This is a genomic window from Alteromonas sp. CI.11.F.A3 (genome assembly GCF_032925565.1).
Classification (GTDB): domain Bacteria; phylum Pseudomonadota; class Gammaproteobacteria; order Enterobacterales; family Alteromonadaceae; genus Alteromonas.
Genome location: NZ_CP136708.1, coordinates 1260329 through 1278709, shown reverse-complemented (window position 1 = coordinate 1278709; position 18381 = coordinate 1260329). Strand labels below are relative to the sequence as shown.

Annotated in this window: 12 protein-coding genes; 3 read left to right on the top strand and 9 right to left on the bottom strand. The window is 44.6% G+C overall.

Going from position 1 to position 18381, the window contains the following annotated elements; translation table 11 throughout:
* Positions 1-325: 325 nt before the first annotated feature.
* On the bottom strand, positions 326-1093 hold the full coding sequence (locus R1T43_RS05415) for a SapC family protein (protein ID WP_317355691.1): 768 nt from the start codon (positions 1091-1093) through the stop codon (positions 326-328).
* A 383-nt stretch (positions 1094-1476) separates the two neighbouring features.
* Here R1T43_RS05415 and R1T43_RS05410 point away from each other — a divergent pair, with 383 nt between their 5' ends.
* Positions 1477-2691, top strand: coding sequence for a dipeptidase (locus R1T43_RS05410; protein WP_317353674.1), 1215 nt, complete (start codon positions 1477-1479; stop codon positions 2689-2691).
* A gap of 116 nt (positions 2692-2807) precedes the next feature.
* Here R1T43_RS05410 and R1T43_RS05405 read toward each other — a convergent pair whose 3' ends face one another.
* The 6 genes from R1T43_RS05405 to R1T43_RS05380 all read right to left on the bottom strand — a co-directional run bounded on the left by R1T43_RS05405 (position 2808) and on the right by R1T43_RS05380 (position 11686).
* Entirely contained in the window at positions 2808-5960 is a 3153-nt protein-coding gene (locus R1T43_RS05405; protein WP_317353672.1) for a CusA/CzcA family heavy metal efflux RND transporter, read from the bottom strand.
* A complete protein-coding gene (locus R1T43_RS05400) occupies positions 5953-7425 on the bottom strand; it encodes an efflux RND transporter periplasmic adaptor subunit (protein WP_317353669.1) in 1473 nt (490 codons plus the stop codon). Before R1T43_RS05400 ends, R1T43_RS05405 begins: the two co-directional genes overlap by 8 nt.
* Entirely contained in the window at positions 7422-8996 is a 1575-nt protein-coding gene (locus R1T43_RS05395) for a TolC family protein (RefSeq protein ID WP_317353667.1), read from the bottom strand. The genes R1T43_RS05400 and R1T43_RS05395 overlap by 4 nt, the downstream gene beginning before the upstream one ends.
* 79 nt (positions 8997-9075) lie before the next feature.
* Positions 9076-9657, bottom strand: coding sequence for a hypothetical protein (locus R1T43_RS05390; protein WP_317353664.1), 582 nt, complete (start codon positions 9655-9657; stop codon positions 9076-9078).
* Positions 9658-9696: 39 nt separating this feature from the next.
* On the bottom strand, positions 9697-10776 hold the full coding sequence (locus R1T43_RS05385; RefSeq protein ID WP_317353662.1) for an alpha/beta hydrolase: 1080 nt from the start codon (positions 10774-10776) through the stop codon (positions 9697-9699).
* 169 nt (positions 10777-10945) lie between these two features.
* Positions 10946-11686: a glutathione peroxidase gene (locus tag R1T43_RS05380; protein ID WP_317353659.1), complete on the bottom strand. Its 741-nt coding sequence runs from the start codon at positions 11684-11686 to the stop codon at positions 10946-10948.
* A 494-nt stretch (positions 11687-12180) separates the two neighbouring features.
* On the opposite strand from R1T43_RS05380, the gene R1T43_RS05375 reads away from it, so the two are divergent.
* Entirely contained in the window at positions 12181-14322 is a 2142-nt protein-coding gene (locus tag R1T43_RS05375; RefSeq protein WP_317353656.1) for a diguanylate cyclase, read from the top strand.
* A gap of 11 nt (positions 14323-14333) precedes the next feature.
* Positions 14334-14654 carry an ADP-ribosylglycohydrolase gene (locus tag R1T43_RS05370; protein WP_317353653.1) on the top strand — a complete coding sequence of 107 codons (321 nt, stop codon included), beginning with the start codon at positions 14334-14336 and terminating at the stop codon, positions 14652-14654.
* 274 nt (positions 14655-14928) lie between these two features.
* Here the strand turns inward: R1T43_RS05370 and prsR are convergent, their stop codons facing one another.
* Positions 14929-16290 (bottom strand): PEP-CTERM-box response regulator transcription factor, encoded by a 1362-nt coding sequence (prsR, locus tag R1T43_RS05365; RefSeq protein WP_317353651.1) that lies wholly within the window; start codon positions 16288-16290, stop codon positions 14929-14931.
* A 62-nt stretch (positions 16291-16352) separates the two neighbouring features.
* Positions 16353-18380, bottom strand: coding sequence for an XrtA/PEP-CTERM system histidine kinase PrsK (gene prsK, locus R1T43_RS05360; RefSeq protein WP_317353649.1), 2028 nt, complete (start codon positions 18378-18380; stop codon positions 16353-16355).
* Between the last annotated feature and the right edge of the window lies 1 nt (position 18381).

Sequence of the window (18381 nt, the reverse complement as noted above, 5' to 3'; positions counted from 1 at the left end):
TCTTGTTTTTTGAGTACTGATCTGCAAAACAATGATGGTTCGATCCACTATTCGCCACATTTACCCACTAACTGACAGTTTAGGTATCAATGATCCCCACTGTCAAGCTAAAAAGCATAGTGAAGGCCACGTATTTACTGGCTTTAAACTGTAGTTACATACAGTGTTTTGGCGAAGTAGTTGATAACCCCTAAGAAAAGAGGGGCAAAATAAATAGGGGTTAGAAAAAACTACAGACTTTAAATACGAAAAACCGATACTCGTTTCCCAGTATCGGTTTTTTATCTAGCTTAGCGGTTTACATCATCCTAGTGGATGATAAAGCCTATGCGCTTGGCGCTTCAGCTTGTGCTTCTTCAGGCTTAACAACTGACAATTGCATGCTGCGAATTGGGTTGTCTGTACCGTTTGAAAGCTCAACCAAACGGTTCAATTGACCTGCTGACATCATTACAGCGTACATGGCGCCTAAGAAACCAGACTTGTGAAGCTCAGTTACTTTCTCTTCTGGCAACTCAAGTACTTTCTTTTCATTGATGCTTAGCATACCAGTAACGTTACGTTGTTGGCCGCTTTGGTAAGTAAGACGAATTTGAATTGGATCTAGCAGGTCTAGGTCAACAACTTGTTGAACAAAACGCTGAGTCATCATTTCGCTGTTAGCAAGGTCAGCTAAGAACTGCTGACGATTTTGCAAGAATTCCGTTGGCTCACCAGCGTCAGTAAATAGGGCTTCGCCCTCTTCACCGATCAAATCGCTGTTTTCATCAATGTATACACCTAACTTATCGCCATCAGGGCGAACATCGAAAGGGTAACGAAGAATATTCATTGGAACGTGAGGGCCCTGCCATTTGTCGCCAGTAAGAAACAGGTTTTTGTTCTGTTCCATACCAAGCATTGCAACAACATGGTGGCGTTTAGCATTAGCATCTTCAATAAATACTAGCGGCATAGTAGCAGCTAATTGAGCAAACTCACGGATAGTGGCTGCAGCAAGGTGCGTATCTTTCGCAAACTTAAAGGTATTGCTAACCGCGACTTTTACGTCTTTGTGTTTTTCTTTATCTAGCGGTACAAAATTAATAGCCATTTTCTTTCTCATACTTGTTTACTGTGGCCCCTGTAAAATAACTGAGAAGTGAGGGGTGCCACGAAAAATTATGTAGGCCGCGCGGATGAACTCACTCTCATCCTATTCGGCGACGCGCTCGGGAGTATCCCGCATTCGCGTTATGAAGTCACGCGTCCACACAATAACAAGTTTTAAATTTTTATTGCAATGTAAAATTAAAGTGAATGGTAGTAACCGCTCTAAAAACGCACAATTTTACTGTTTTTAGCGGCTCGGGGAATGAAAAAGCCCGAAATGAATGGAAATTAGAAGAAATAAAAGATTAAGGCATTTAGAGCATTGTAGGTATCAAGGTTTTCTTTTAGTCTTTTGTCTTACAACAACGATAAGGAAAAAACAGAATGAAGGGCTTCTTCCCGCTAAAATCTTGTGCACTCGCAATTTCCACTCTACTTTGCGCATCAGCCATTGCTGACGATGCCCCCACTTACACTGCAGGCGAAAAAGCGGTAAAAATAGCCCACGAAACAATTATTGTTGATGGCCATATTGATGTGCCTTATCGCGTTAAAAACGCATGGGTAGATGTAACCGAAGCCACAGAAGATGGAGACTTTGATTACCCTCGCGCTGTAAAAGGCGGCTTGAACGCCCCTTTCATGTCAATTTATGTACCTGCGAGTTTAGATAATTCACCGGAATCTACCCAGCTTGCTCATCTGCTTATTGACTCTGTGGAAGCCATTGTGGCGCGAGCCCCTGATAAATTTGCTATTGCAAAAAGCCCGTCAGACGTAAAAGCGCAGTTCGAGAAAGGCATAATTTCCTTACCTATGGGGATGGAAAATGGCTCTCCCCTTCAAGGCGATTTAGCTAATTTAGAAGCATTTCACGAACGTGGTATTCGCTACATTACATTAGCCCACAGTCAGTCGAACCATATTTCAGACTCGTCTTACGATTTGCGTCGTCAGTGGAACGGATTAAGCCCGTTTGGTAAAACGCTGGTGACTGAAATGAACAACATCGGCATCATGCTTGATATTTCTCACGTTTCAGATGATGCCTTTTATCAGGTTATTGAACTGACGAAGGTGCCTGTTATTGCTTCTCACTCGTCTCTTCGCCGCTTTACACCGGGTTTCGAGCGCAATATGAATGATGAGATGGTAAAAGCATTGGGCGACAATGGCGGCGTTATTATGATTAACTTTGGCTCAAGCTTTGTGACAAAAGAAGCAGGTAAGTGGCGCACGGGGCTAACACAAGCGCGCAAAGCATTAATCGCCGCCGAAGGTGAAGATAGCCCGAAACTGGAAGACTTCGAAGCTAACTACCGCAAAGAAGTGCCTTACCCTTACTCAACACTTGATGAAGTACTTGACCATATTGACCATGTAGTAGAACTGGTTGGTATTGAGCACGTGGGGATTGGTTCTGATTATGACGGCGTAGGTGATTCGCTACCTATCGGCCTAAAAGACGTGGCTAGCTTCCCTAATTTAGTTCAAGGGTTACTGGACAGAAAATACAGCCGTGCAGATATTGAAATGATCTTGAGCGGCAATTTGTTACGGGTATGGACCCAAGTGGAAGATTACGCCAGCAAGCACTAATAGTGCCTTAGCGTTTATTTTTAACTGATGGAAATCGGCAGTTAGGTTGATCTAACTGCCTTTTTTGGCTGTTCTTTTGGGTTATTAAGGTCGCAGTGCCTATGTTTAGCTTTCTCTCACGAACGTCGCTTCAACTGCCACACCTGAACAAGGTAAAACAGAGTAGGTAGCACAAACAGGGTGAGTACCAGCGCACTTGCCATACCGCCCACCATAGGGGCAGCAATACGCCGCATAACTTCAGCACCGGTTCCCGTTGCATACAGCACGGGCAATAAGCCGATAATAATAGACAACGCCGTCATCATTACTGGCCTTACACGCCGAGTAGCGCCTTCAATGACTGCCTGTTTAAGTGCGTGTTTCATTTGCTTTTCAGATACTTGAGCATTCAAAGTAGAGCACGCTTTTTCATCAAAAGCTTTGACCGCTTGATGCAGGTATACCAGCATAATAACGCCTATTTCTACCGCGACACCTGCTAAGGCAATAATCCCCACGGCAACAGCCACCGAGAAATTAAACTCCAGTGCATACAATAGCCAGTAGCTGCCTATCAATGCTAACGGTAAGGTGACCATAATAAGGGCTACGTCTGCAATTCGCCTGAAGCTTAAATACAGCAGTAACACAATTACGGCTAACGTTAAGGGCACCACTACGCTAAGCCTTGCTTCAGCCCTTTCTAAGTATTCAAACTGCCCTGCCCACGTTAGGGAATAGCCTGGGGGCAGGGAAACCGTATTGGCAATATGCTGTTTTGCACTTTTCACGTAACTGCCTAGGTCACCGCTTTCAATATCGATAAATACCCAACCGTTTAATCGGGCATTTTCGCTTTTTATTGCCGCGGGTCCCCCCTCAACGGCAATAGTGGCTACCTCGCCCAACGCAATATTAACGCCGCTTGCTAATATGATGGGAAGTTGCCTAAGTGCTTCTGGAGAGTCTCTATACTGCTGCGGGTAACGCATACTAATAGGAAAGCGCTGCCTTCCCTCTACTGTTTCACCCAGCTTGCGCCCACCTATTGCCGTGTTGATAACCTCTTGAATATCAACAACATTGAGCCCATATCGTGCCGCCCTGTCACGACTAATATCAATAGTGATATAACGTCCGCCTGCTACTTTCTCGGCAAATACCGATGCGGTATTTTCGAAGTCTTCTAGAGCAGTTTCTATTTGTTTACCCACCTGCTGAATGCCGGCCAATTCTGGCCCCGCTATTTTAATACCCACTGGGGTTTTAATGCCGGTAGCAAGCATATCGATACGGGTTTTGATTGGCATCACCCAAGCATTCGAGACGCCTGGAAATTGTACTTGGCTGTTTAATAATTCCTTTAGTTTTGATGTCGTCATGTCGGCACGCCATTGCGATTTTGGCTTTAATTGCACAAAGGTTTCTATCATGGTTAAAGGCGCAGGATCGGTAGCTGTATCTGCCCTGCCCACTTTACCAAATACGCTTTGCACCTCAGGAATTGTGGCAATCAACTTATCTGTTTGTTGAAGTAATTCCCTTGCTTTCCCCACCGAAATACCTGGGTAAGTGGTAGGCATATAGAGCAAATCACCTTCATCTAAGGATGGAATGAACTCGCTCCCAATATGTTGCATGGGCCATACCACAGAAGCTAAAGCAATCAGGGCCGCGAACAGTATTTTTCGAGGATGGTTCAGCGCAGCCGTTAGCGCCTTAACATACCCTGTTGAAATAGCCTTGTTTAACGGATTGCTATGCTCCGCCTTTAAGTTGCCTTTGACGAAATAGCCAGCTAACACTGGCACCAACGTAATGGCTAACGCCGCTGCAGCACCCATGGCATAGGTTTTCGTGAAGGCAAGAGGGGCAAACATACGCCCTTCCTGTGCTTCTAAGGTAAAAACAGGAATAAATGACACCGTTATTATCAGCAGTGAAAAGAACAAGGCGGGGCCCACTTCGGTGGCTGACTTCACTACCAGTGCCCAACGGGCCTCCCCTTCAACAGGCTTCCCTTGCACTTTGGCCTGCTCAATATGCTTGTGCAGATTTTCAACCAACACAATAGCGCCATCCACCATAGCTCCAATGGCAATAGCAATGCCGCCTAAAGACATGATGTTCGCGTTAAGCCCTTGGAATTTCATCACAATAAAGGCCATTAATATGCCAATAGGTAAAGTGATTATGGCAACCAGCGATGAGCGCACATGAAAAAGAAACACTAAGCATATTGCACCTACCACGAAAAGCTCTTCAACAAGCTTGCTCCACAAGGTATTAACGGCATTATCAATAAGGGTGGATCGGTCGTATACAGGTACTATGCTTACACCATCAGGCAAACTGGCTTTTAAGGTTTCAAGACGCGCTTTTACGTTATCGATTGTCGCCTTCGCATTTTCGCCATAGCGCATGACTACTATGCCACCTACCACTTCGCCGTTTCCGTTTAGCTCAGCGATACCTCTGCGCATAAGGGGCGCCTCGATAACATTTGCAACATCACCTATTGTTACCGCCACGCCGTTGTGAGCAATGCCCAAGGGAATACTAGCAATATCTTCGGTACCCGAAAGGTAAGCGGAAGATGTCACCATATACTCGGCTTCAGCCATTTCTATCACTGACGCCCCCGCGGCATTATTGCCTTGGGCGAGTGCCGTTTCAATATGGCGCAAAGGCACGTTATACGCTTGCAACTTTTGCGGATGCAGTTGTAGTAAATATTGCTTAACCATGCCGCCTACAGAGGCGACTTCCGACACCCCTTGCACGCTTTGCAATTCATACTTTAAAAACCAGTCTTGCAGAGCCCTAAGCTCGCCAGCATCGTGGTTATTTAACTCATCGACTAGAGCATACATGTATACCCAGCCTACCCCAGTAGCATCAGGACCTAGTTTGGGTACCACGCCATCGGGCAGCGTTATTTGGCTTAGGTATTCCAGTACCCTGCTGCGCGCCCAATACATATCTGTGCTGTCATCAAAAATAACGTACACATAAGAATCTCCAAAAAACGAAAACCCTCGAACGGTTTTTGCACCCGGCACCGACATTAGGGCCGTGGTGAGCGGATAGGTCACCTGATCTTCCACTACTTGAGGCGATTGCCCTGCATAGCTGGTTTTTACAATTACCTGCACATCAGATAAATCAGGAATGGCATCAATGGGGGTATGCTTTACCGCTATTACTCCGCCAATGGATATAAATACCGTTGCCAGCAGCACCAATACGCGATTGGCCACCGACCAGCGAATTATGGCTTCAATCATGGTGCATACCCTCGTGGTTCTTGGTCTCATTGTGCATGGCCGCGTCGTTCTTCGCCTTTTGGTCCTCGGCATTAGGCTGACCAGACTCGTGAGACATGCCATCGTGAGACATGCCATCGTGTGACATGCCGTCGCGTGCCATGTCCTCGTGGTGCTTGGTATCTTGATGTACTTCTTGGTGGTTCATTTCATGGTGATTCATTTCATCGTTGTGCTTTTCTTGGTCAAGAGGCGTCTGCATGCGTTTGAAATCTGATGTTTTAGACGACTCTGAATCAATCAAAAATTGCGCCGACAATACGATGTTGTCACCTTCGTTTACGCCTTGGGTTATTTCAATGAACTCCCCTGCTTTTCGCCCAACGCTGACAGCAATAGATTTAAAGCTTTCTTCAACGTTCATAACGACTCGGTTTTGATTTTGACCCTGCGACTGAATGTGAATAACGCTTTGATAAGGCACATACAGCACAGGCTGTTCGGTTTGCTTAGTAAAAGTCACATTGGCAAACATATTGGGCTTAATATCACCACTGTCGTTCTTTAAAGTAACTCGCACTTTAAGGGTACGGGTTTCAACATCTAGTGCTGGGTAGATAAAATCGACTTTTCCTGTAAAGGTCTTACTTGGCAAATAGTCGAACGTGATAGATGCCTGCTGGCCAAGCGTTACGTTAGGAACATCTTGCTCAAATACACGGGCTTCAACCCATACACTGTCTAAGCGAGCAATACTAAGCACCGTAGTGCCAGGTTGAACATAGAAGCCTTCGCGTACGCCTAAATGCTCGACCACGCCATCTTGGGGAGCAAAGAAGGTAATGGTTTGCGAAACTTCGCGACTTTTTTCAAGTTGCGCAATAAACCCAGCAGATAAATGCAGTGCTTTAAGGCGTTGTTTTGCACCTGCGGCTAAACGCGTATCTCCTCGCTTTAGCGCAATCACAAACTCTTCTTGGGCAGTCACCAGCGCGGGCGAATAAAGCGTATATAATTTTTGCCCTTGGCTAACAGCTTCACCTTCCGTTTTAATAAATAGCTTATCAATCCAGCCCTCTACTCTGGGGTGAATATGCACTAAGTAGTCTTCGTTGTAGGTAACATTTCCCGCAGCGTCGAAGGTTAAATCCAGCCTCCCTCGTTTTACCGTGGTAAATTTAACGCCCATATTTTGCTGTACTTGAGGCGAAATTATCACCTCTCCATCATCACGTTTTTCGCTGCTACCTGATGCTGCATATACTGGTACTAAATCCATACCCATAGGCGACTTACCCGGTTTATCTCGACGATAAGCATCATCCATTGGCGCAACCCAATAAAGGGGCGCTTTATTATTTGATTTGTTATCACCGTTGGTAGCCAACGCTTCAACACCGAACTGGCCATGAATATGTGTATTCCAAACAAACACTGCGGCTGCACCACCAAGTAACCCGACTATAAGAATAAATAGCGTCTTCATTGTTGTGCTCCTATGGCAGTGATTGTGTGGGTGTCTATGTTTGAACCTCTGCTTGAACCAATAGCTGATTTATGGGTGTCCATGTTAGTGATTAGTTGTCCACTGTTTGAATCGGAGGTTTGAAGTGGGTGTCTACCGCCGAATTGAAGTGAGTGTCCATAACCGAATTGGCTGAATCGGGGGTGTGTCTGGCTGTTTAAGGTATGGGTGTCTTTAGGTTGTTCTTGTATTAGCGGGTAATACAGATAAGCGAGTTCGGCTAAATTTTTTGCTATATCGACATGAAGTGCTAGGGCATCTAACTTTGCTGAAATGTGCGATATACGTGCACGCATTACATCGTCGAATGCGCCCTTATCGGCCATGTAAGCATTAAGCGCGGATTCGGCTAACCGCTCGGACTGTGCAAGTAATGCGGTATCAAATAACTGCTGCCTGGCAAGTAAGCTGACAAGCTGTGTTTCACTTGCTTCGGCAAGGGCTGCTAATCGTCTGACTTCTAGTCGTCGCTGTGTGGATGTCGCCCCTAACCTTGCCGCTGACGCCGACACATTGGCATCTTGCCGCTTACTGCTAAACAAAGGTAAATCAACTTGGACACCCACACTAACAAAGTCAGCTTGGCTCATCCCATTTTGCGCATCTTGTCGATATCCGTAGGCTGCTTCGAAGGCCCACATAGGTTTGGTTTGTTCTTTCGCAAGACTCAATTTTTGCGTGGCAACTATCTCGTCTTTGGCAAGCAACTGCACAGAAGGGTGAGCATCAATAATATATAGTAAGTCACGTCGCTCAACCTGCCTAGCGAAGGAGGCATTAAAAGGATATATGTCGCGATGATTAAGTGTTTCGGGCACAGTAAAACTAACTTCACTGGAGAAATCGAACCACCTCGACAACTGCGCCAACGCCACCGATGCAGCTTGCTGTTCCTGCAAAAGCGTATCTTCTAGGCGTAAGCGCTCAAGACGTAGTTGAATGATGTCTTGTTGCTGCGTACCGCCCACACCACTTCGGTAAGACGATTCAACCATTTCGAGCAGTTGCAGTATCGACTGCGTCTCTTCACGCAATAAGATTACGGTTTGTTCCGCTTGATACCACGCCAACCAATCCATCGACACTTCTCGCAACAACCAGGCTCGCCTTGCCGCTCTTTTCACCGGTTCTTTTTGGGCTTGTTCAATAGCGATGGTGCGAGAAATGCTGGCAGAGTCTCCTCTTGGCATAGCTTGTCGAATCCCCAGTTTCAACTGAGTCATGGGCTCTTGATTAAGTGAAAACCCATCTGTTGGTACGCTTTGCAGTGTCGTGGTGATAGTAGGATTATCCCAGCTATCAGCCGCATCACTGTCATGCTGATACGCAGCCTCTTGAAGTTTGCTGCCTTGAGAATAAATATCTTGGTTGAGCGCGAGCTGTTGCGCCTCTTGAAGGCTAAGGGTAGTAGCGAAGGAAGGCGCTCCCACCAAAAAAATCAGCATTCCTAGCCAAGCACGCTGAAGATAACAAGTTCGAGAGTGAGCTTGGGTTAGGCAAGTAAAAATCATACCCAGATTAAAATTAAACATGAGAAAACCACATTAATTCCCCGTGCACTAAGGGAATAAAAAGAAAAACGTGGGTGCTATATGCGCCCGCCAGATACAACTATCCTGCGAAAGCGAATTTAGGGGGGCGAAATTGAGCGTTAGGTATAGTGTGAGGGGCTTGGTGGTTTACAAAAAGCACCAACGGAGCATGAGCAATAACCGCTACCGAGACTTCATTATTTATTACTGCATAAACGGCGGCGCATGCGCCTGCAGGGCATTGACACTGAACGTCACAGCACGAATCAGGTGTGACACCGTGCGTGCTATGGTCCATTGATTTCATAGCTTTGCTAGGAGCGCTTGAGACGTTATGAATGGTGAGGTCATTTTTTGCGGTTGATTGAATGCTAGTCGAAGCGTGACTAGCTGAATGGCACCCACTAGCACTAACTTGCATAGTTTTATTAGCGCGACTTTCTTCTGATGAATGGTTCTCAGAATTTGCATCCATAGACATTACATCCATAGACATTACATCCATAGACATTGCGTCCACAGACATTGGCGTAGGCTTTGACATAGCCGTTGGCATAGTCATTGGCATAGCCATTCCCGGCGACAATTGAGTCACCAAGGAAATAACCATTACCAATATTACGACATAGCCGCGTCGCTGCTTTTTCAATTTATCAATCATGCCTTAAAGCTTAATCGCATTTGTTATGGCTGTAAAACGCTAGAATTGTTGCGCATAGGTTTTTAGCATCATTGTCATGGTTGAAAATAAAGGGTTTGCTTTGGGTACTGCACATTCTTCGTTTTCATTTACCATGACTTTATTAAACTTCATATCGTGTAACATTGACGTATTCACCACAAGGTCGGCGTGGCACAACGCATAAGAGGCATCGATAACAAAAAACGTATTCGGCCCTGCGCTATTTTCCATTAGGTTTTCTACACCGTGAATAGGCGTGGTGGCATCAGCTTGAGAATGCGCAGCAAAAAGAGGCACTTCAATACGCTTGCCGTCTTCGAAGTCGTTGCGGATTTTTTCGATAATATCCATCAGCTCTAACCCCGCAAAGCCTGCAACATTTGGATATTTAAAAGGGTTTGGTCCATGGGTGATATAACTACCATCCACAATTTTCGCAATCCACTTGATACCCCAAATCCGTGACATACTCTCGGCATTTTCTGAAAGTGCTAATGCACCAGAAAACAACATAAGCCCATCGATGTTTTCACTTGCATCTAGGTACTGATCTGCCGCCAGTGCGCCGCCAGTAGAAAAGCCACCCACAATCAAAGTATCGCCCATATCATCAGCTAACGCGATAACCTCATCGACATGCGCTTGCCAACGCTCCGCTAAGTCGCTGTCACTCATTGCACCATCATCATCTCGTAAACCATGGCCAGGTAATAACGGAACAATAACGTCGAAACCTTCGTTAAATAAAATATTGGCAATTTCTCGCATAAAGAATGGCGAGTCACTAAGCCCATGTACTAACACGGCCACTTTCTTTGCCGGGGTATCATGATGCAGCACAAAGGGAGCATTTCCTTCGTTGCGAAGTACGTTGCCACAAACGGTATAGCGGTGCAGTTTAGAAGATTTGCATCGCTGCGTTTCGCCCCACTCTTGCTTATAAAAATCAGCAAATCGCGTTAATGCGTCTTGTGTTTCAAGGGAGCTGGCTCCTGCAGCACTAGCGAACAATGTACTTATTAATGCACCTATTAGTGCACAGCACCTTACAGCAACAGGAAGTAGGGATAATTTTGCGAGAGCAAACTTTGAATGCACGTATATTCTCCAAAAGGCATTACGTTTGGCCAATAATAACAAAATAAGGCCATTAAATAATGGCCTTACACTATTACAGTTACACTGTGACGGTATGCTGTTTTGACTACCTACGGTTTAACCGCAAATGTTGCTTTAATAAGCACTTAGTTACCGTCGTTACTTTTATTTAGCTAAAATACAATGCTAAGTCGTCTGACCCGCCAATATGCTTACCACCAATGAATACTTGAGGTACGGTATCACGTCCCGTCACTGCGCTAAGGCTGGTTAACGAGGCATCTTTACCTAGTACAATCTCTTCGTAGTCGTAACCTTTGTCGGTTAACAATGCTTTCGCTTTTGTACAAAATGGGCAATTAGGCTTAGTAAATAGCGATACCGATGCTTTTGTCTCTGCGTCTGGGGCAATATAAGCAAGCATAGTGTCGGCGTCAGAAACCTCAAACGGGTCGCCAGGCACGTCAGGCTCAATAAACATTTTCTCTACGGTGCCATTTTTAACCAACATAGAGTAGCGCCAGCTGCGCTTTCCAAAACCTAAGTCGGCTTTGTCTACCAACATGCCCATGCCGTCAGTAAAATCACCGTTACCATCTGGTATTACGGTTACATTTTCTGCTTCTTGATCGGCTGCCCATGCATTCATTACAAACGTATCGTTTACAGATATACATAGAATGTCATCAACGCCATGCTGTTTAAATACTTTAGCAAGTGCATTGTAGCGAGGTAAATGCGTAGAAGAACATGTTGGCGTAAACGCGCCAGGAAGTGAAAAAACCACCACAGTCTTGTTACTAAACAATTCTTCAGTAGTTTTGGTTGCCCATGTCTCGCCATCGCGAACAGGAATAGATACGGAAGGTACTGGTTGACCTTCTTTTGAAATAAAACGACTTTCTGACATAGTGTTCTCGCTACTGGCAAATAAGTGAAGTTGCTAGAATAGAGAAATCTAAGAAAAAAGAACAGCCCCGGTTCACCTAATCCGAACAAAGGTATAAATTAGTATGCGTAACCACTAATATTAATGCGTATCAAATGATATTAATGCTTTTCAACACCATGTCTCTCGCTATATTCTTATTCTACGTTAGACAATAGTTTTAACTGGTCAGGGAACGATTCCGCCTTACGCTTCCGGCAAACCGAACTCAAAAATAAGCATAACTGTTTTATGTAATGTGTAAGTTCTGATGGGAACAGGTACTCTCTGCGTCAATTTTATACTTTAGTCTAATGGCTGATACGTTATTTCTTCGGGTTGTTCGCCATAATAGTAGTGATAGAAATTGACTGCTGATAACGATATTAACACTTCAGCTTTACTCATAAACTTCCGTCCTTCTTCTTTTTTAAAGGGAAGGCCAATAAATGCGTAGTCGTAAGGAAACTTCTATAATGCCCAGACAGTCGGCTCGGCGTTTTGCCACCAGCATTGTCACCGTTTCGCTACTTTTTGCTCTAGTGGGTTTTTCTTCGCCTACAAAAGCAGTTTCTAATGCCCTTACTCAAACTGTTCAAGAATTCGTTCAAAGCGGCGCTTTCGAAGAGGCCGAGCGTCAAACCCTACTTGCTATTGAACAAGCTCATCAAAGCGGCGTATTGTCGGTTAGCACATTGTCGGCCAATACATTCTTTGAGGTAGGTGTACTATTACAAAGTGCATCTCGTTTCAACGTTGCAAACGATGCGCTGTACGTTGCGTTAGATGGCTTCACCCGCCACGGACAACTTATTGATATGGCAAAAACCTTACACCATCTTGGTACCGCACAACGCTTTTTAGGGAACTATGAGCAATCTATTGGCTACCTGCGACGTGCACAATCTATTGCGCAAACCCAAGGGGTCCTCCCGTTAAATGCGACCATTCAAATGGAAATTGGTCTTGTCCAAAAAGAACAAGGCCAAGTACAAGCGGCACTCTACACATTAAAAAAAGCATTGAGCTTGTTCCGAGTACAACATGACGATAAAAGTACCGGCCAAGGTCTAGCAACTATTGGTGACATCTACGCCACATTAAATCAATTTTCTGAGGCGAACACCTATTATCAAGATGCACTACAGATAGCGAAAACCAGCGATGATAAGCCGCTTACAGCACAAATACTGGGTAAGATTGGCGCTTTACTGTTACTTAAGGGCGATATTGAAGAAGCGTCAGAAGCGCTTAAGTACGCACTAACCCTGTTGAAAGAGAATGGAGAAACGAGTGAAATCTCCACCACCCAAGCGTGGTTAGGCGAAGCGCTGGTAAAAACCGGCGACACAGAACAAGGCTTAATGCTACTTGAAGAGTCACTTGCGGTAGCTAAATCTACCGGTCAGCAAAAATTACTCCAGCAATCTCGCCTTGCACTGGCCAATGCAATGATGTCGTTGCAACAATTTGACGATGCATTGGCATATGCAAAAAATGGCACTATTGAAGCGAGACGGCGTGGTGATTTGCGCAGCCAGTTGAACTTCTTATCGATTCAAGTGAAAGCCTTAGCAGCAAAGGGAGAGTTTAAGCGCGCATTAGATATTCAGTCGGTGTTGCAAAATATAAGAGAAGAAGTGCTAAGTTCAGGTAGCGAGGTTGCTATTGCGCAGCTTCAGGCCGAAATAGAAATTGAGCGACAGGCACAATCAATTCAAGTACTGCAAAAAACCAAACAACTCGCACTGGCTGAGGCCGAACAACTTAACTTGCGCACAACATTGTTCTGGAGCACGTTAATTGCCGGGTTGTTAACACTATTTCTGATTTGGAGCAGATACACTCAGCGCCAACAAACCATTAGGCTTCGCCGTGAAGTTAAGCAGCGAACGAAAGAGCTTGAACAAAAAAACTCGGAGCTACAAACAGCCTATAAAACCCTTGAGCAAGTCAGTCTTCATGATTCGCTGACCGGCTTGTACAATCGGCACTACCTTGAATCTCAGTTGCCAGGTGAGCTTAAGCGTAGCTCTCATGCAAATAAGCATCAGCAAGGCCACAGCGAACGTAACCAAGATCTGCTTTGCTTCTTAATAGACATAGACCATTTCAAGCGTATTAATGACGAACATGGCCATTTAGCGGGCGATAAAGTATTAAGTCAGTTTGCCGATGTGCTTCGTGAAGTTTTCAGACAAACTGATTTACTCATTCGCTGGGGCGGCGAGGAATTTTTGGTGATTTGCCGTCACTCTATGCGAGACGACCTTCCTCAACTGGCAGAACGTTGCCGCGCCGCAGTGAGCGATAAAGTATTTCATATTGACGATACTCGCTCGCTTCGCGTTACCTGCAGTATTGGCTTTAGTATTCTTCCCCCTGTTGAACATGTGTCCTTCGAAGAGAGCTGGAAGAGCACATTTTCAGTGGTAGATTATTGTTTATACGCCACCAAGATGTCTGGTCGTAATGGTTGGATTGGGGTTATTGATACTAATAAAGCCCTGATTGGCGACGTGCAGCAAACCCCGCTTGATAAGAAATTTCATTTTAAGCAGTCATACATTTCTACATCATTTAACACGCTGTCGAGCATAAATTGGCCCGATGAGTAGGAGCGTACATTATGTATAAAGGTAGTTGTCAGTGTCAGGCCGTGCAATTTGAGTTGCCTGATATTAGCGAAGATGAACTGGACGTTGAAACGCTATCTTGCAGTGAAACGCTTAACCTCACCATTGCAGGGGCACGTAAGCACTTAATCATAGATTGCGCCCCCTCTATGTTAGGGGAATTGCAGCTATCACCAAGCCGCAAACAGTTTTTCTGTAATGAATGCTCAACGCCAATTTTTACCGAAGATGACCATGGCAATATTGGGCTGCATGTCGCCTTTTACGGGCATGATTTATTAGCTAAACATCACAGCCAATACCATATCCCCTAACTAGGCAGCTCAGCTTCAATGCTTTAGAAGCCACCACATGAGCATTGACTCATGTGAGTTGTGCCAACGAAGTTGTCGCAACGAAGTTGTCGCAGTGAAGTTGTCGCAGTGAAACTGTCGACAAAAAGCCGTAACCATGACTTGTATGCTCAACTAAACTTGTCGTAGCAGCAGGCTTTACCAAAATACGAAACAGAGAATTTATTAAAGGTATCGCACCAAATGATGCGATACCCAGAAGTGTCGCATCAAACCGCGCTTTTTCTGATTAGTCTCACGCTGAACTTTTTAAGTCATCCAAGTGGTATTTATCAATTAATGAATACAAGGTTGGGCGAGTAACACCTAGCAATTCGGCGGTTTTAGACATATTTTTATCCGCTTGGTGGTACGCTCTACGAATTGCCTTACTTTCGGCAACCTCGCGAACCTCGCGAAGATTCAATGTTTCAGACTCTCCACTACCATCAACCGCGAACAAACCTAAGTCATCAGGCTGTATAACGGTGCCTTCGGCCATGATCACAGCCGACTTAAGCTTATTTTGCATTTCACGAATATTGCCAGGCCATTTGTGAGCAAGCATGGAATTTATCGCAGATTCAGAAAAGCTCTTTGCCTTGGCATTAAACTCTTCTCGATAAATATTCAGGAAGGTACGCGCAAGCAGGATAATATCTTGATCTCTATCTCGCAGGGGCGGGATCATAATGGGAATTTCACCAATACGGTAATATAAATCTTCCCTAAAACGCTCTTCTGCCACCATAGCTTGTAAATCTCTGTGGGTAGCACAGACAACCCGAATATCCACAGGAATTTCGGCACGGCCCCCCACTCGCTCAATAACACGCTCTTGTAAAAAACGTAGCATTTTGGCTTGCAGCCCGATAGGCATATCACCAATTTCATCTAGAAACAGCGTACCACCTTGAGCGGTTTCAATTTTACCTAGTGTGGTTTTATTGGCTCCAGTAAATGCGCCTTTCTCATAACCAAAAAGCTCACTTTCTAGCAAATTTTCTGGAATAGATGCACAGTTAATGGCAACAAACGGTTTATCTTTGCGAGGGCTATGTTCATGAATACTACGAGCAAACACTTCTTTACCGGTTCCACTTTCACCTAGCAGTAAGGTACTCACATCCGTATTCGCTATTTTTTCAGCTTTACGTACTACCGTTTGAATAGATTCACTGTTACCAATGATACGGCTCATACCTGTGCGCACTTTAGATAAAATGCTGTTTTCCAGCTCTAATTTACCCAAATTAAGTGCGCGATAAACAAGTAACTTTATGGTGTCTGAATCTATAGGTTTTTGGTAAAAGTCATAGGCACCAAAGTTTATAGCCTTAAGGGCATTCTCTTTTTCGTTATTTCCGGTGACAACAATGACCTTGGTTCTAGGCGCTAAGGCGATAATATCTTGTAATATTCTCAAGCCTTCAGACGCATTAGCTGGGTCGGGTGGCAATCCTAAATCTAGTGTAACGACTTTAGGCTCATACCGGCGCAGCTGCGCAATTGCCGAGGTATGATCGTCAGCAAAAACAACGTCGTAGTCGGTTAAGCTCCATTTTAATTGTTTCTGTATACCTAAATCGTCATCTACCACTAAAACGGTATCTGTCATCAGTCTGTTCCTGTGTTACTTCTTCCGTATCAACATAGGTTGGTTGTTATCGCTCACTTTGCTCAATGAAGCGTGAATGCTAGCGTAAAACAACTTCCTTTCCCTGGTTCACTTTGAACGCTTATTTTACCACCAATAGATTCAAGGTACGTTTTCGCATCGTACGCACCAATTCCCATTCCTGCGTTTCCTTTCGTGGTATCGAAAGGTTTAAACAAACGGTTTTCGATGAAGTCTTGATCCATTCCGGTTCCCGTATCCTCTATCATTACATATTGAACACGGTTTTGGATGTCATGTGTTAATACTATATCTATTTCGCCGCTATCTTCGGTTGCTTGCTGCGCATTACTTATGAGGTGATAAAAAACATTGGCAACCTTTTCTTTATCAATTAATACCGGCTCTTCGCTGCTGCAGTGCACTTTGGGAGTGGGAGAAAGCCCCATACATCGATTGGCCACCACATCATTAATAATATGCGATAACGAGCACGATGTGTGAGCCCCATCATCATTAATCTTTTTATCGGTTAATTGCTTTAACATTTTATCCATACGCGCTTTGGTATGTTCCAATGTTTCAAATGTGTCTTCAATAAATTCAGGGTTATGTTTATGTTGCTGCGAATTCGCAAGGATCAAATCGACTTGCGCCATTACATTCTTTAAATCGTGCACAACAAACGCAGACATTCTATTGAATGCAGCAAACTGGGCATTCTCTGCCACCAACTTTGAAGCTTCATGATGGAACACAAACATACTTACTTGCTCGGTAATAGCATTAAGATAATCTCGAACTTCCCAATTTAAACTCAGTCGTTCATTATCCCCGGCTGCAAGTACAGCAAAGCCCCAAATTTCATCATTTTTATAAAACGGCAGGTAAAGCTGATAACCCCAGCCTTTTAAGGTATCTCTGTCGATTTGCAGCCCTTTGTAATGAAATGGCTTGGCCTGGTATTCATGGACATCAATTAACCAAGTATTAGTCGCACAATACTCTGTAAGCGCACGAATGATGGTTAAATCATCTCGGGTGTCTGGTAACGGGTTAACTTGTGCCAATTGCTCGAAGTCATTATTTACCCGTTTATACAACTTGCCAGAGTCATATTCGATAGCTTCCAGTATGCCGCGAAGTGCACTTTCGTGAACCGTATTAGGGGCGTCCATTGAGCTAGAGAGTGTTTTTGTTAGTTTTATCCACTCTACGCGGTAATCAAACTGGTTAGCAAAAAAGTGCTTGGTGATAAAAACCTTACACTTGGTTCTAAATGAATTCGACAAAAATACGGTAACGAGCAAGGCAAGAGACAATACCACTAAGATGGTTTGTACCATGGCGCCCCAATTTCCACCTACGTAGCTGATGGCATACCCAATGATAGCCATAATGAAAAGGTAAGCGCCCGCTACCAGCAATAAAGAGCTATGTAGTACTACATCCCTGGAGATAAATATATCGACGCCCCAGTGCTTTATACGTCGAATGGCAATAACCAAAAATGGAATAAGAAGGAAATAGATATAGCCCCGAGCGGCAATGTAACTAACCTCAACCTGATTCACCATGGTGGCATTGGCGTAAGTAACAAAATCAAAAAGGTGGGTAGCGCCTAAATATAAAATTAACGGCTTATAAGCCCATTGGTCTGCATCCGCTTGACGGTAAATAACTTCCAATAAGATAAGGACTTCAAGCGCCAAAATAATCAGCATCAGATAACGCCAGGAGGCATCAATCCACAAGACATGGGGCAGCACTAAAGCTATGCAGCCGGGAAGTAATATAAAAAGAGTTGTGGGGCGGCGCAGAACATCAAACAGATTGGTGAAATTGTTTTTCAGGCAACCTGCGAGGAAGAGCAACCAAGCAACTTGTCTGAGTGCATCAATGGTAAGCAACCAAGAAAGGCTGATGGGACCAAACAGCGCCGTTATCATGCTAGTAGACCAAAACAGCGTAGTGGCTGTGGCCAGTACCAACAAGTGATTGGCTAACCCAGGCTTTCGTACTGCAAAAAGTAATAGCATTAACAGTAAGTAAGCCAAACTGTTAAGGGCATAGCCTATATCTGAAATCATC

Bases quoted from the DNA above. Each gene is read 5' to 3' on its own strand.
- prsR (WP_317353651.1), bottom strand. From the start codon at position 16,290: ATGACAGATACCGTTTTAGTGGTAGATGACGATTTAGGTATACAGAAA.
- R1T43_RS05380 (WP_317353659.1), bottom strand. From the start codon at position 11,686: ATGTCAGAAAGTCGTTTTATTTCAAAAGAAGGTCAACCAGTACCTTCC.
- R1T43_RS05405 (WP_317353672.1), bottom strand. From the start codon at position 5,960: ATGATTGAAGCCATAATTCGCTGGTCGGTGGCCAATCGCGTATTGGTG.
- R1T43_RS05400 (WP_317353669.1), bottom strand. From the start codon at position 7,425: ATGAAGACGCTATTTATTCTTATAGTCGGGTTACTTGGTGGTGCAGCC.
- R1T43_RS05395 (WP_317353667.1), bottom strand. From the start codon at position 8,996: ATGTTTAATTTTAATCTGGGTATGATTTTTACTTGCCTAACCCAAGCT.
- R1T43_RS05410 (WP_317353674.1), top strand. From the start codon at position 1,477: ATGAAGGGCTTCTTCCCGCTAAAATCTTGTGCACTCGCAATTTCCACT.
- R1T43_RS05390 (WP_317353664.1), bottom strand. From the start codon at position 9,657: ATGATTGATAAATTGAAAAAGCAGCGACGCGGCTATGTCGTAATATTG.
- R1T43_RS05370 (WP_317353653.1), top strand. From the start codon at position 14,334: ATGTATAAAGGTAGTTGTCAGTGTCAGGCCGTGCAATTTGAGTTGCCT.
- R1T43_RS05375 (WP_317353656.1), top strand. From the start codon at position 12,181: ATGCCCAGACAGTCGGCTCGGCGTTTTGCCACCAGCATTGTCACCGTT.
- R1T43_RS05415 (WP_317355691.1), bottom strand. From the start codon at position 1,093: ATGGCTATTAATTTTGTACCGCTAGATAAAGAAAAACACAAAGACGTA.
- prsK (WP_317353649.1), bottom strand. From the start codon at position 18,380: ATGATTTCAGATATAGGCTATGCCCTTAACAGTTTGGCTTACTTACTG.